This window comes from Rhizomicrobium sp. (assembly GCF_056722145.1).
The window spans coordinates 1-13,012 of sequence record NZ_JBWZET010000140.1; the positions used below are offsets into that span (position 1 = coordinate 1).

General features: G+C 64.2%; 14 protein-coding genes. 8 read left to right on the forward strand and 6 right to left on the reverse strand.

The genetic code is table 11. From position 1 onward, the window contains the following. Nucleotides 1–392: 392 nt before the first annotated feature. From AC1P6P_RS07825 to AC1P6P_RS07835, 3 genes are all read right to left on the reverse strand, one after another. Entirely contained in the window at nucleotides 393–1,442 is a 1,050-nt protein-coding gene (locus AC1P6P_RS07825) for an OmpA family protein (RefSeq protein WP_481401876.1), read from the reverse strand. 152 nt (nucleotides 1,443–1,594) lie between these two features. Next, entirely contained in the window at nucleotides 1,595–2,242 is a 648-nt protein-coding gene (locus AC1P6P_RS07830) for a class I SAM-dependent methyltransferase (protein ID WP_481401877.1), read from the reverse strand. Next, nucleotides 2,226–3,440 (reverse strand): BtaA family protein, encoded by a 1,215-nt coding sequence (locus AC1P6P_RS07835; protein ID WP_481401878.1) that lies wholly within the window; start codon nucleotides 3,438–3,440, stop codon nucleotides 2,226–2,228. The genes AC1P6P_RS07830 and AC1P6P_RS07835 overlap by 17 nt, the downstream gene beginning before the upstream one ends. 125 nt (nucleotides 3,441–3,565) lie before the next feature. Here AC1P6P_RS07835 and AC1P6P_RS07840 point away from each other — a divergent pair, with 125 nt between their 5' ends. Next, nucleotides 3,566–4,438: an acyl-CoA thioesterase gene (locus AC1P6P_RS07840; protein WP_481401879.1), complete on the forward strand. Its 873-nt coding sequence runs from the start codon at nucleotides 3,566–3,568 to the stop codon at nucleotides 4,436–4,438. On the opposite strand, the gene AC1P6P_RS07845 is transcribed toward AC1P6P_RS07840, so the two are convergent. Both AC1P6P_RS07845 and AC1P6P_RS07850 read right to left on the reverse strand, forming a co-directional pair. Further along, entirely contained in the window at nucleotides 4,435–4,953 is a 519-nt protein-coding gene (locus tag AC1P6P_RS07845) for a TadE/TadG family type IV pilus assembly protein (protein WP_481401880.1), read from the reverse strand. The two genes, AC1P6P_RS07840 and AC1P6P_RS07845, sit on opposite strands and share 4 nt — an antisense overlap. Then, nucleotides 4,947–5,522, reverse strand: a complete 576-nt coding sequence (locus AC1P6P_RS07850) for a TadE/TadG family type IV pilus assembly protein (protein ID WP_481401881.1) — start codon at nucleotides 5,520–5,522, stop codon at nucleotides 4,947–4,949. Before AC1P6P_RS07850 ends, AC1P6P_RS07845 begins: the two co-directional genes overlap by 7 nt. A 204-nt stretch (nucleotides 5,523–5,726) precedes the next feature. Here AC1P6P_RS07850 and AC1P6P_RS07855 point away from each other — a divergent pair, with 204 nt between their 5' ends. Together AC1P6P_RS07855 and AC1P6P_RS07860 are read left to right on the forward strand one after the other, a co-directional pair. Next, nucleotides 5,727–7,229, forward strand: coding sequence for a pilus assembly protein TadG-related protein (locus AC1P6P_RS07855; RefSeq protein ID WP_481401882.1), 1,503 nt, complete (start codon nucleotides 5,727–5,729; stop codon nucleotides 7,227–7,229). A gap of 125 nt (nucleotides 7,230–7,354) precedes the next feature. After that, nucleotides 7,355–8,923: a TadE/TadG family type IV pilus assembly protein gene (locus AC1P6P_RS07860; protein ID WP_481401883.1), complete on the forward strand. Its 1,569-nt coding sequence runs from the start codon at nucleotides 7,355–7,357 to the stop codon at nucleotides 8,921–8,923. Between the two features lie 12 nt (nucleotides 8,924–8,935). Here AC1P6P_RS07860 and AC1P6P_RS07865 read toward each other — a convergent pair whose 3' ends face one another. After that, on the reverse strand, nucleotides 8,936–9,400 hold the full coding sequence (locus tag AC1P6P_RS07865) for a pilus assembly protein N-terminal domain-containing protein (protein ID WP_481401884.1): 465 nt from the start codon (nucleotides 9,398–9,400) through the stop codon (nucleotides 8,936–8,938). A gap of 215 nt (nucleotides 9,401–9,615) precedes the next feature. Here AC1P6P_RS07865 and AC1P6P_RS07870 point away from each other — a divergent pair, with 215 nt between their 5' ends. The 5 genes from AC1P6P_RS07870 to AC1P6P_RS07890 form a co-directional block, all read left to right on the forward strand. Beyond that, the gene (locus AC1P6P_RS07870; protein WP_481401885.1) at nucleotides 9,616–10,266 is read left to right on the forward strand and encodes a methyltransferase family protein; all 651 of its coding nucleotides are present in this window, start codon (nucleotides 9,616–9,618) and stop codon (nucleotides 10,264–10,266) included. A gap of 288 nt (nucleotides 10,267–10,554) precedes the next feature. Continuing rightward, complete coding sequence (locus AC1P6P_RS07875; RefSeq protein WP_481401886.1) at nucleotides 10,555–10,716, forward strand: Flp family type IVb pilin; 162 nt, start codon at nucleotides 10,555–10,557, stop codon at nucleotides 10,714–10,716. Between the two features lie 105 nt (nucleotides 10,717–10,821). Continuing rightward, complete coding sequence (locus AC1P6P_RS07880; protein ID WP_481401887.1) at nucleotides 10,822–11,328, forward strand: prepilin peptidase; 507 nt, start codon at nucleotides 10,822–10,824, stop codon at nucleotides 11,326–11,328. Between the two features lie 98 nt (nucleotides 11,329–11,426). Continuing rightward, on the forward strand, nucleotides 11,427–12,239 hold the full coding sequence (cpaB, locus tag AC1P6P_RS07885; protein ID WP_481401888.1) for a Flp pilus assembly protein CpaB: 813 nt from the start codon (nucleotides 11,427–11,429) through the stop codon (nucleotides 12,237–12,239). Further along, nucleotides 12,239–13,012: pilus assembly protein N-terminal domain-containing protein (locus AC1P6P_RS07890; protein WP_481401889.1), on the forward strand; the 774-nt coding region annotated here is incomplete at its 3' end. The genes cpaB and AC1P6P_RS07890, both read left to right, overlap by 1 nt.

Genomic DNA, 13,012 nt, shown 5'->3' on the forward strand with positions numbered 1-13,012 from the left:
CGCCAGGTCGGATCAAACGAGATGCTGCCATCGAACAGCTGACGGCTGGTGACATCCTGCTGAAGATTCACACCAGCGCCGATGCCGACGTACCAGCCGGTGTCGACGGCGAGCGCAGAGCTCGACAACGCAATGAATGCGGCGCCAGCGAGCGCCAGATGACGAAACCGCATGGGGTCCCCCTTCTATTACCTAGAGCCAACGTAAACCGGCGGAACGTCTTCCGCAGGCACCGTCAACCTGGGCGGGAGAATGACCACTTTTGCGGCTTTGATTCCAGTGCGCAGGCACACTTTTCCGGAGATTTTCGTCTGGACGTACCAACTTTGCGACAACTCCACCGCCCAGGCGGCAGCGGCGGCAGGGCTCACGGCTGCCGCCGTAAGATCCGATTATTGGCCTAAGTCTATGACAGCACGCCGATTTTGCGGTTCGCGCACACCCGGACCGGTGGCCACGAGGGGGTCGTGGAAGCCGCGGCCGGAAATGGCGATCGAGCCTCCGTCCATGCCCTCCCGCACCATTTCGTCCTTGACCGCCTGGGCCCGCCGTTCCGACAGGTCCTGATTATAGCGATCGGAGCCGACGGTGTCGGTATGGCCGGTCACCTGGACACGGACCATGCCGTTGGTCTTGGCGGTGCGGACGGCCTCGGACACCACCGACTGGGCGGCCTCCGTCAAGTTCGCCTTGTTGAAGTCGAAGAACACGATGAACGTCTTGACCGGTGGCGGAGGCGGCGGGGCCGGCGGCGGAGGAGGCGGTGGCGGCGGCGGAGGAGGAGGCGGCGGAGGCGGTGGTGGTGGCGACATGAAGAAGCGGATGCTGAGCATCACCGCCTGATCGTGGGTGTCCTCATAGCGCGCCAGGCAGGCCGGTCCGCAGGTGAAATTGTCGGCGCCGAAGAACTGGCGATAGCGCCAATCGACCCCGACATCGATCGCGTCGCTGAACGAATAGGTTAACCCGACGATGCCTTGGGCGGCGAAATGGGCTTCGTTGTTGGCGAGGTAGCGCGCCCCGGCGTAATCGGCCGCAATGCTGACAATGCCGACGCCGATGCCGCCGCCGGCGCTCAGCGACCAGTGCGGCGCCAACGGCAGATCATACATCGCATTCATGAAATAGGTTTTGGGCTCGGAATGGCCGCTGGTGCCGCCGATCCCCTCGACGGCGAGATCGTGGTGGGCCCAACCGAATTCGTTCTCGAGGCGGAAATGGTTCCAGCGGTAGCCGAACGAACCCACCACCAGCGCCGATTCCTCGGACTTCAGCGGGTAAACCGCCGAGCCCAGCATCGAGGTGGCGGCGACGTTGACGGTAGCGAACTTAGTCCATCCGGCACCCAGTCCGATGTACCAGCCGTTTTCAGCAGCGGCGGCGGGCAAGGCCATGGCGGCGAGGGCCGTCGTGGCCATCAGGGCGAAGATGGTGCGCTTCATGGAATTCATCCCTCTCAAGCGGCCAAGAGCGGCCGGCGTCCGGATGCTGGTACGCGCGAGTCCCGCAACGGTCGCATCGTGAGGGATGGCAACATTCACGCCGACGGCCCGCAGCCGCCGTTTGGCCGCGCCTGTGATGGAGACGCAACAATTTAAAGGCTGATGTTTCCGGCGCTGAGCAGAAAGGCATAGCGCCCGGGCAGCAGGCGCAAGCTGGCGCCGGGTTGGTGTTCGAGCCGTTCGATCAGCTCGGTGCGCGGGGCAACATGGAAGAGGCCGAGCCAGCCCAGCATCGCGGTACGTGCGACGCTGCCAAGCCCGGTCAGGTCGGCGAAATCGACGATGTGGATCGTACCGCCGGGTGCCAAATTGGCCGAGGCCGCACCGATGGCGCCCTTCCAATCGGGAATCATCGACAGGCTGTAAGAGAACATCGCGGCGTCGAACGGCGCCGTTTCGCCGAACATCGCCGGCGTCAGGTTTTCGGCATAACCGTGCGCCAGGGTAATGCGACGGCTCAGCCCGGCACGGTCCACCGTGTGGGCGGCGCTCTTCAGCATTTCGTGGCTGGCGTCGAGGCCGTAAAGCTTCGCCTCGGGAAACGCCCGCGCGATCTTGACCAGATTGCGCGCCGTGCCGCAGCCGATTTCCACCAGCCGGGCGCCGGGCTTGAGGTCAAGCTCGCCGATCAGCCGGTCGCGCCCAAACAGATAGTATTTGCGGGTGATGTCGTAGATGAAGCGCTGATGGCGGTAGATACGGTCCATCAGATCGCTGTGGTCTTCAGCCTTTGCGGACATAGACGTGGAATCCGCCGTAGATGGAGGAACGGTCCTGGGCGTGGAAGGCCTTCGACTCGTCTTCGAGATAGGTCCACGGCTCCAGCAGCGCCGGGCTCAACTTTTTCGGCAGCACGCTGTCGGGGCCCGCAGTACGGAAAATGACGCGGGCATCCTTGGCATGCGCGGTGCGGTCGATCTCGGCCCACAGCGACGAGCATTGTGCCGGGCTCATCCAGTCCTGGCTGTCGAGCAGAACGAACCGGTGCAGCGACTGGGCATCCCGGCTTTTGAGGAAATCGGTCAGCATGGCGTGGTGGACTTCCACCCGGTCGAGGCGGGCCTTGATGGTGTCGTAGACGTCGGCGCGCAGATAGCTCGGCACCGCTTCGCGGTGGGCGGTGTCGTAGCCGCGGCCGAACGCCTGCCAGGCGAAATAGTTGGCATGAATCGGAAAGTCGCAGGCCAGCCGCTCGACGCGCTCGCGCAACACCGCCATGGCATTGCCATTGGGGCCGACCAGTTCGTCGTATTGCGCCGGCGGAATGCCGAGCGCGTACAGCGACACCGGACTCTTGGCCAAGAGGCGGATCGATTTGTTGTTGAACAGCGGCGCGATCAGCCGGTCGAAGGCGGCGCGCTGTTCGGCCGGCGTCTTGGCCTCGAGCATGCCGTCGAGCCGCTTGCCGTTGAGCTTGGCGACCGCATGCAGGATGCCGATGAATCGTCCCAACAGGCCGTAGCGGTAGAGATTCTTGGCGAACATGTTGATGCGCCGGTTGCCGATGGGATTGCGCTTTTCCCAGTGGCGGCGCGTCTCGGCATCGAGCCGGTCGGCAATGTAGGTGTCGTAAGCGGTGCGATTGGCGGTGCTGTTGGCCTCGCCGAAGAAGCGGAAGAAGGCTTCGTAATTGGGCAGCGCCGCCAGCGCCGCCAGCTTCAGCCGGGTCAAGGCGACGTGATTGGGATTGAGGTCGACGGCGATGATGCGCCCGGGATCGGCCGCCAGGTAATTGAGGACGTTGCAGCCGCCTGAGGCGATGGTCAGCAGGTGATGATGCGACTTAAGGTCGAGTGCCGCCAGGTCGACATCCGGGTCTTCCCAGATCTGGTTATAGACAAAGCCCTGAAACATCAGGGTGAAGAGGCGCTCCAGCGCGCCTCTTTTGGTGGTTGCAGGCCGCTGATGGGCGGCTCGTTCAAGCAATTCGTTGGCCATGTTCTTCTTTGGAATTTCAATCCGGGGCCCGGTTCCGGCCGGTTACCTATATGGAAGTGGGCGCCCGAGCAAACCGAATCGACGGCGGCTTGCGCCCGCGCACGGCACCCGCGTACCTTGCAACCATGACGGCCCCCATCCAGGAGGTGCTCGACCTCCTCAATCTCGAGAAGATCGAAGAGAACATTTTCCGCGGGGCCAGCCCCAAGGACCGGCTGCAGCGCGTCTTCGGCGGTCAGGTTCTGGGCCAGGCGCTGATGGCGGCGAACCATACTGTCGAGGGCCGGTTGTGCCACTCGCTGCACGCCTATTTCCTGCGCGGCGGCGATCCCAAGGTTCCGATCCTCTATGAAGTCGACCGTTCGCGGGACGGCGCCAGCTTTACCTCACGGCGGGTGGTGGCGATCCAGCACGGCCGGCCGATCTTTACGCTGGAAGCCTCGTTCCAGAAGGAGGAGCCCGGCTATGAGCACGCCTTCGCCCGCCCCGAGGTCCCCGATCCGGAAAATTTACAAGGCGATGCCGACCTGCGCGCCGCCATCGCCGACAAGGTTCCCCCCGAGCTTGCCGCTTGGGCGCTGAGGCCCAGACCGATCGAGACGCGGCCGATCGATCCCAGGCCCTATCTCCATCCCGATCCGCGTCCGCCGCGCGAAATGGCCTGGATTCGCGCCTCGGGTCCGTTGCCCGACGATCCGGCGCTGCATCGCTCGGTGGCGGCGTTCGCTTCCGACATGTCGATCATCGGCACCGCGCTGTTGCCCCATGGCGTCGGCTGGTACGACAACAAGGTGCAGCTCGCCAGCCTCGATCATGCGATGTGGTTCCATCGCCCGTTCCGCATCGACGACTGGCTGTTGTTCGTACAGGACGCGCCCTCGGCCTCCGGCGCTCGCGGCTTCAATCGCGGCCTGTTGTTTTCGCGAGACGGCGCCCTGGTGGCCTCGGTGGCGCAGGAAGGATTGATGCGGCCGGTCCGCCCGCGCGACGTCGCTTAGCTGTGCGCGACTTTCACGCTGCGGCGCGGCTTGGAATAGAAGCTGCTGGTCAAATTGACCGAGCCGAGGAGATAGGGCACCGCCGACGTGAAGGCGTAGGTGACCTCGGCATAGATCACGCTCGAGTTGGCGGGAAGGATGCCGGTCGGAATGTTTGACGGCGGCGCGCTGCGCGGCGAGGTGTTCTGGGCGTCGCTCCAGGCCACTGTGACCTTGCCGGTCGAATCGGCGACCAGGCTGGTGACGATGATGCGCGCGTTCGACGAGGCATAGGGATAAAGGATCGCGTTGGCGGCACTGAAATCGTTGCCGGTGTCGGTCGACGACACCGTGGTTTCCTGCGCCACCAGGTCGGCGACCGTCGAGGACACCCGCGATACCCGCGAATTGCAGTCGACCGCACTCGACAGTTCCGTCGCCCCGAAGAACATGATCACCATCACCGGCGCGATCAGGGCGAATTCCACCGCCGCCAGGCCTCTGCGATCGTTCGCGAAGGTGCGCGCGCTCAGCATCCCGACACCGAGGTGTTGTAGGGCTCGTTGCGGAAGGCGGCGGCCGCGCTCAGCAGGTGGTTGTTGTTCGACATGTTGACCAGGAACGGCGTCAACAGCGGCGTCGCCACGTTCCAGGTGTAGAAGGCGCGCACCAGGACGACGCTGCACACCGATCCCGGCGCCCAGTTGTTGAGCGACGGATCGAGCCCGCCGCTGGCAAGGATCGGATTGGTGACGTTGGCCGATCCGAAATTGGCAAAAGTCTCGACATCGATCTGCAGGTTGGAATCGCACGCCAGCACCGGGGCGATTTCGTTGCAGACGAGGGTACGGAACTGCGCCTGGGAGGTTCCATTGGTCGCCACCTGGCCGGTGCGAATCTGGCGCGCGGCATCGTTGACGGCGTTCTGCAGCACGAAATTGCCGAAATAGATGAGGCCGGTTTCCATCGTGCCCATCAGGAAGACGAAGAAGATCGGCGCCACGAAGGCGAACTCGATCGCGGCCGAGCCGGAGCGGGAGCGCACCAGCCTGGCGCGCACGGCTCTGGCGGCGCGCCGGCGCCGCTTCACGGCCATCTTCATCATGAGTCGCGACACCCCGGCCGCCCTTTGACGGAAGCGTGCCATTAGACGCCCGCGGACGTTGTATTCGAAGCGATATCGATCCGCATGCTGAACCGCCGGTTAATGACGGCCACACAGCAGGTAGCGGAAAAACTCGAACAAATTGGAACGAATTCTTTAAGGGCTCGCCCTCATTGTGGCACAGGGTCGCAAAAGGGGATGGACGTGCTGCGTTCTTTGTCCGCAACGCTGCGCCGGTTGATGGCCGCGTGCGGGGGCAATGTCGCGATGATCTACGGGCTGGCGCTGGTGCCGCTGACATTGGCGACCGGCGGCGGGCTCGATTATGCGCGTTCGGTGGTGGTCAAGTCGGCGATGGGCGAAGCGCTCGATTCCGCCGCCCTGGCCGTCGCCAGCGCCAAAGGCCAGACGCCGGCCCAGATGCAGACCCTGGCGCAGCAGTATTTCAACGCCAATTATCACCAGAGCGCCGACTACGGCACGCCGGTCGCAGTGACCGTCAGCGTCAGCGGCCAGACCATCACGCTCGCAACCAGTTGCGCCATGCCCACCACCATGCTGCGCGCCGTCGGATTTTCCAACTGGACCATCAATGCGACCTCGACCGTGACCTACGGCCAGACCAAACTGTGGGTCGCCCTGGTGCTCGACAACACCGGCTCGATGAGCGATTCCGACCGCACCGGGCTGACCAAGATGAGCGCCCTGAAAAGCGCCTCGCATTCGCTGCTCACCATGCTGCAGGGCGCCGGCACCAATCCCGGCGACGTGCTGGTGTCGATCATTCCGTTCGCGCGCAATGTCAACATCGGCACCAGCTACAAGACCGCGACCTGGCTCAGCCTCGATGATTTCGACAACGCGCCCAACAAGCCGGCGTCGAATGTCGGGCCGGGCTCGTATTGTCCGTGGAGCGACGGCAGTGACGGCTTCCATTGCGTCAAGAACGCCACCAACGGCGCCAGCGACGTCTCGACCGTTCCGACCAACGGCAACATCTGTCCCAGCGACACCACCACCGGCCATTACTGGAACGGCTGCTACGATTCGGTCTCGACCGGCTGGAACAGCTGGAGCCATACCTGGCACGCCAACGACACCTCGACCTGGGCCGGCTGCGTTACCGATCGCGGCACCACGGTGAAGCCGACCGGATCCGACTACGACGTCAACGTCGCGACGCCGACGCCGCAGATCGCCAGATCGATGATGGTAGCGGAAAATTCGCCGTCGTGTCCGGCGACCACGGTGTTGGGGCTGACCTACGACTGGACGTCGCTGTCGAACAAGATCGACGCCATGACCGCCAACGGCTCGACCAACCAGACGATCGGCCTCGTGTGGGGCTGGCATTCGCTGACTCAAGGCGCGCCGCTCAACCCGCCGGCGCTGCCCGACCAGACCCAGCGCGTGCTCATCATTCTGTCCGACGGTCTCAACACCCAGAACCGCTGGTCGGGCAACGGCTCCAGCCAGTCGAGCGATGTCGATGCCCGCATGGCACTGGTCTGCTCCAATGCCAAGGCGGCGGGCCTTGTGATCTATGCGGTCTATGTCGACATCAACGGCGCCCAGGGCAATTCGTCGGTGCTGCAGGCCTGCGCCTCGGATTCGAGCAAATATTACGACCTCACCAGTTCGAGCCAGATCCAGCAGGCCTTCACCGACATCGGCCAGCAGATCACCAATCTGCGTGTCAGCCAGTAACGCGTGCGCACGGCTCAGGCGAATTGCGCCGAGAAGGCTAACGGATCGCTAACCGTTGCCCGGAATAACTCAGGCATGGCGCAACCGTTTGTTGGATGATCGGCTCCCGACCTGGAGCTGATGCCATGTCCGTGTTGCGCCAACTCTTCACCCTGGTGCGCGCGTTCGGGGCCGACCGCCGCGCCAATCTCGCCTTCATCTACGCCATCGCCCTGGTGCCGTTGACCATCGTGGCGGGGGCTTCGATCGATTACGCCCGCGGCGTGCTGGTGCGCGCCAGCCTGACCGAGGCGCTCGATGCGGCGGGACTGGCGGTGGGGGCGTCCGGCAATCTTTCCCAGGCCGATTCCACCTCCTTGGCGCAGGCCTATTTCAACGCCAACTACGGCCTCGATACCTCGTTCGGCACACCGAGCCCGGTCAGCGTGGCCCAGAACGGCCAGGATTTCACGCTGACCTCGAGCGTGCCGATGCCGACGGTGCTGATGCAGCTTGTCGGCCTTTCCAGCGTGCCGGTGTCGTCCTCGGTGGTGGTGACCCGCAATTCGATGAACATCGAGGTGGCGATGGCGCTCGACATCACCGGCTCGATGACCGGCTCGCGCCTCACCGATCTCAAATCCGCCGCCAAGAACCTGATCGAGACGGTGGTGCAGAGCCAGCAGTCGCCGACCTATTCCAAGGTGGCGATCGTGCCCTATTCGATGGCGGTCAATGTCGGCGGTTATGCCGATCAGGCGCGCGGCGCGATTGCCGCCGGCCTCGCCATCACCGGTGCCAGCCGCACCAATCCGGTGGTGGTCACCGCGCCCGGCCATACCTTCAACAATGGCGATGTCGTCTATATCACCAACGTCGGCGGCATGACCCAGCTCAACGCCAAGGTCTTCACCGTCACCAACAAGACGACCAACGGCTTTGCGCTGTCGGGCATCAACGGCACCAGCTATTCCTCCTACAGCAGCGGCGGCACGGTGTGGTGCACCAAGCCGGGCTGCCAGTACTACAATTTCCAGAGCGCCACCGGCACCACCAACACCTTCCAGGTGTCGAGTTGCGTCACCGAACGCACCAGCGATGCCTACAACGACAATCCGCCGTCGACGACGCCCTTGGGGCGCAACTATCCTGCGGCGTCGACCAATCCGTGCCTGGCCTCGACCATCACGCCGCTGTCGACCGACAAGACGACGCTCGAAAGCACGATCGACGGCTTTTCCGCCTCGGGTTCCACCGCCGGTCATGTCGGCATCGCCTGGGCTTGGTATTTGCTGTCGCCGAATTTCGGTTCCCTGTGGCCGAGCGCCTCGCAGCCGGGCGCCTATGGCGACGCCAAGCTGATGAAGTTCGCGGTGATCATGACCGATGGCGCCTTCAACACGCCTTATTGCAACGGCGTGATTGCCGCCGATGCCGGCTCGGGCAGCGATTCCGCCCAGTATCACAACAGCTGCAACGCCCCCAACGGCTCGTCGATTGCCCAGGCCAAGGCGTTGTGCGCGGCGATGAAGGCCAAAGGCATCATCGTCTATACCGTGGGCTTCGATGTCGGCAGCGACACCACCGCGATCGACGTGCTGACGAGCTGCGCCACCGATGCCGCACACGCGTTCTTTCCGGCCACCGGCACCGATCTCAAGAACGCGTTCAGCGATATCGCGCAGCAGATCACCAATCTGCGCGTCAAGAGCTAGCGGCGATGGAAACTATTGGCCGCTGCCGGCGGCGCGGGTGATCAGGCCCTGATACTTGGTGATCTGATCGGTCGCGGCGTCGAAAGCGCCGGCGGAATCGCCCGGCTGCGGCGATGGCTGGCAGCGGTTGGCGGCGCAGGCATAGGTGGTCTGCTCGCGGCCGCGCTGCAGTGTCACCGTCGAGCTGCCGCCGCTTTTGCCGGCAACGACGATCTGCTGGTTGGCGACCGGCTTGCCGGCGGCATCGAGGGCAACGACGTTGGTCGAGCCGAAGGCCTTGCCTTGGACGAAGGCATGGCGGCTGTCGATGATCATGACATCGGCGATCACCGGATTGCCGACGTAGAGGGTCGATACCGGCTTGGCGAAGGTGACGACGCGCACTTCGTCGAGCGGCACGCTCATCGCCGATCCCGCCTGGCTCGCGCCGACACTGGCAGCGGCACTGAGAAGGACGGCAAGAATGGTGCGGCGCATGGCTTCAACGGTCCCCGCGTGAACTCGCTCGCGAGGCTAGGCCGCTGCCGTGAACAATTGCTTAAGTATTGGGGAGCGGTGCAACCCGCGAGTGTCGTCGCGCTGAAAGTGGTGAATGGGCGCTGAAGGAAATGTTCGGCCTGCGGGCCGGGCGGTTTACCGAATGTTGAGGACAACGCCTTCATCCTCGCCCCATGGCGCAGTGGAAGAGTGTGATGGGGCAAGCAGACAAAGGCCGGAGCCCGCTGACGTTGTCGCGTCAGGCGCTGGTTCTCGACAGCTGCGAACGCGCGTTCGTACTGGTGATATTCCTGCGGTTCGCGTGGTTCATGCTCGCCGGCGCCGATCGCCCCACGAGCTTCCTCGACATCCTTCTGGTGGTCGCGGAAGCCATTCCGTTCGTGCTGATCATGCTGCGGCCGAAGTCGGAAACGCTGTCGCGGCGGCCCACCGACTGGCTGCTGGGGATGGCCGGGGTGACCCTGCCGCTGCTGGTACGTCCGACAATCGCCGTGCCGCTGGCGCCGGTGGCGCTGTGCTTTGCCGTCATGGTGCTCGGCACCTTCCTTCAACTCAGTGCGAAGATCGTGCTGGGGCGGAGTTTCGGGGTGATCGCCGCCAATCGCGGCGTCGTCACGCTGGGACCGTACCGCTTCGTCCGCCATCCGATGTATCTCGGCTATACCATCACCCATATCGGGTTCTTCCTCAGCATGCCGACGCCGGCGACGGCGCTGTTGTACGTCACCACCTTGAGCGTGCAGATCCTGCGCATGCTGCGCGAGGAACAGGTGCTGATGCAGGACGAAGCCTATCGCGACTTCTCCCGTCATGTGCGCTTCCGCCTGTTGCCGGGCGTGTTCTAGCAATTTCAGCGCGCATTTTTGCGCCCTCGGCCGGTTCGCAACCTGCGAGGGTTTGTGCGGCCGGAGCCGAAGTTTTGCGGGTGTGGTAAACAGTTCTGAAAAATTAAGTACGACGGCTTGGCGGCAATGGGGTTTTTCGTATCATTGCGATACAAACAGCCAGAAAGCCGCCGCAGCCATTTAGGGGCTCGTTAAACCTCCGCGCCTAAGCTTTTACCCGTCCTGGCAGCGAACCGTCGCAAAACGGGGGAGCCGCGGATCCTAGGGTGTCCACAAGTGGAGGTTTTCATGAACAACCTTTTTGCGCGTTTCGTCCGCGATGAGTCCGGCGCGACGGCGATTGAATACGGTCTGATTGCTGCGCTGATCGCGGTCGTGATCATCACCGCTCTGCAGGCGATCGGCACAAACCTGACGACGAAGTTCAACGCGATTGCGACCGCCCTCTAAGCGTCGTGATCGAACGCGACGGTGATCGGGGGCTGAATACCGCCTTCACCGGGCGAAATTCCGGGCGGCCGCCGCGAGGCGGCCGTTACCGTTTGGGGTGATCGGATGAGCGCGTTTCTGGTGATGCTGGTCCTGCCGCTGCTGTTGGCGCTTGCTGCCGGCTGGGACTTGGCGAGTTATACCATTCCCAATCTTGTTTCGCTCGGCATTGCCGCGGCGTTCGTGGTGTTCGCGCTGATCTCCGGATTGCCGGCGGCGGCGTGGGGCGGCCATATCGCTGCCGCACTGGTAGCGTTGGCCGCCGGGTTCGCCCTGTTTGCGGCGCGCTGGATCGGCGGCGGCGACGCCAAGCTGTTCGCCGTCACCGCCTTGTGGTTCGGCTTCGGCGACCTGCTCTCCTATGCGCTGATCGCCGCACTCATCGGCGGCGGCTTGACGCTGCTGCTGCTCGTGATGCGGCGCGTGCCGCTGCCGGCCCTGTTGATCCGGCAAGGCTGGATTGCCCGTCTGCACGACCATCGCGCCGGTATTCCCTACGGTGTCGCGCTCGCTGCCGGCGCCCTCGCGATCCTGCCCTCGGCGCAAGTACTGCACCTCGCGGGACTCGCATAAAGCAAAGCTTAACCCCTGTTTTCCGGGCACTTTTCAGCACCTCATTAAGCAAATTCTAAAGGGTTCCATGCTCGGATAGAGTGAAAGGGAGCCTCATCATGAACACGCGGAGACTGGTCGTTCTCTTGCTGGCGGCAGGTGCTGCGGGCGTGATCGCTCTCATGGTCCGCGGCTTCGTCGGTGGCGGTACCAAGCAGGCCGATGCCAAGCCGCAGCCGGCCCCCGTCGCCCTGACGCAGATTCTCGTTGCCGCCACCCGTCTCGATCCCGGCCGTCCGGTCACCGCCGAACAGGTGCGCTGGGAGGCATGGCCGCAGAAGGCCGTCGATGCCAGCTTCATCCGTCAGACGCCGGGCACCACGCCAGCGGCGTTGGTGGAGGGCATGGTAGTGCGCGCGCCGATGGTCGAAGGCGAGCCGGTGACCTACGCCAAGATCGTCAAGAGCCAGGGCGCCGGCTTCATGGCCGCCACCATCGCGCCGGGCATGCGCGCGGTTTCGATTCCGGTGTCGGTAGCTTCGGTCGCCGGCGGTTTCATCCTGCCCAACAACCGCGTCGACATCATGGTGACGCTGGTGACCGGCGACAGCCCCAGGCGCGGCATCACCCGCACCGTGCTCGCCGACGTGCGCGTCGTCGCGATCGATCAATCGGCCGACAAGCCCGATCAGAAGGCAGTGGCCGAGATCAAGACGGTGACGCTGGAAGTGACGCAGGATCAGGCCCGCACGGTGGCAACCGCGCAGGCAATGGGCATCCTGTCGTTGACGCTGAGAAGTCTCGGCGACGACAGCAAGGCAACGGCCGATGCCAAGAACCCGGCCGCCGCCGAAAGCGAACAAGCGGGATTGGTGACGGTGATCCGCTACGGCCACCTACGCAGGGTGAGCGGCGGCGGAGGAGTGCAGTGATGCGAAAAATCCTCGTTGCGCTTGCTGGCATGGCCGCGGTTTTGTTCGCGGCCGAACGCGTTTCTGCCGCCCCGCCCGATGAGGCCTCGGCACGGGTGGTGCTGGTGTCGACGCACGGCGGCGTATCGCCGGCGCATCAGCGCATCACCCTCGGTCTCGGCAAGGCCGTGGTGGTCGAGATCGATACCGACGCGCGCGACGTGCTGGTGTCCGATCCCGCCATCGTTGATGCCGTGGTACGCACGCCGCGGCGCATTTTCCTGATGGGCCAGAAGGGCGGCCAGACCAATGCGTTCTTCTTTGACGGAGCGGGCAAGCAGATCGCCTCGATCGACATCCGCGTCGAGAAGGACACCACCGATCTTGCCAAGCTGATCAAGCCCTCGTTCCCCGATACCGACATCAAGGCGCAGGCGATCAACGACACCGTGGTGCTGACCGGCCACGTTGCCAGCGCGGCGGAAGCGCAGCGTGCTGTCGATATCGCCGCCAGCTTCTCGGGCGATCCCAAGAAGGTCGTCAATGTCCTGCAGATCCGTTCGTCGGAACAGGTGATGCTGAAGGTGCGCGTTGCCGAGATGCAGCGCTCGATAGCCAAGCAGTTCGGCGTCGATCTGACCAGCGCCATGACGGTCGCCGGCGTGCCGATGGCGTTCGGCACCTCCAACCAGTTCGGCCTGGTCGGTCACGCGCTCAACGATCTCTCCGGCGGCCAGATCGGTTCGACCTGCGCCGGCGCCTTCTTCCCGAACACCGCGACCAGTGTGGTCACC

Coding starts and splice junctions, on each gene's coding strand:
- AC1P6P_RS07825 (WP_481401876.1), bottom strand. CDS start 1,442: ATGAAGCGCACCATCTTCGCCCTGATGGCCACGACGGCCCTCGCCGCC.
- AC1P6P_RS07830 (WP_481401877.1), bottom strand. CDS start 2,242: ATGTCCGCAAAGGCTGAAGACCACAGCGATCTGATGGACCGTATCTAC.
- AC1P6P_RS07835 (WP_481401878.1), bottom strand. CDS start 3,440: ATGGCCAACGAATTGCTTGAACGAGCCGCCCATCAGCGGCCTGCAACC.
- AC1P6P_RS07840 (WP_481401879.1), top strand. CDS start 3,566: ATGACGGCCCCCATCCAGGAGGTGCTCGACCTCCTCAATCTCGAGAAG.
- AC1P6P_RS07845 (WP_481401880.1), bottom strand. CDS start 4,953: ATGCTGAGCGCGCGCACCTTCGCGAACGATCGCAGAGGCCTGGCGGCG.
- AC1P6P_RS07850 (WP_481401881.1), bottom strand. CDS start 5,522: ATGATGAAGATGGCCGTGAAGCGGCGCCGGCGCGCCGCCAGAGCCGTG.
- AC1P6P_RS07860 (WP_481401883.1), top strand. CDS start 7,355: ATGTCCGTGTTGCGCCAACTCTTCACCCTGGTGCGCGCGTTCGGGGCC.
- AC1P6P_RS07865 (WP_481401884.1), bottom strand. CDS start 9,400: ATGCGCCGCACCATTCTTGCCGTCCTTCTCAGTGCCGCTGCCAGTGTC.
- AC1P6P_RS07870 (WP_481401885.1), top strand. CDS start 9,616: ATGGGGCAAGCAGACAAAGGCCGGAGCCCGCTGACGTTGTCGCGTCAG.
- AC1P6P_RS07875 (WP_481401886.1), top strand. CDS start 10,555: ATGAACAACCTTTTTGCGCGTTTCGTCCGCGATGAGTCCGGCGCGACG.
- AC1P6P_RS07880 (WP_481401887.1), top strand. CDS start 10,822: ATGAGCGCGTTTCTGGTGATGCTGGTCCTGCCGCTGCTGTTGGCGCTT.
- cpaB (WP_481401888.1), top strand. CDS start 11,427: ATGAACACGCGGAGACTGGTCGTTCTCTTGCTGGCGGCAGGTGCTGCG.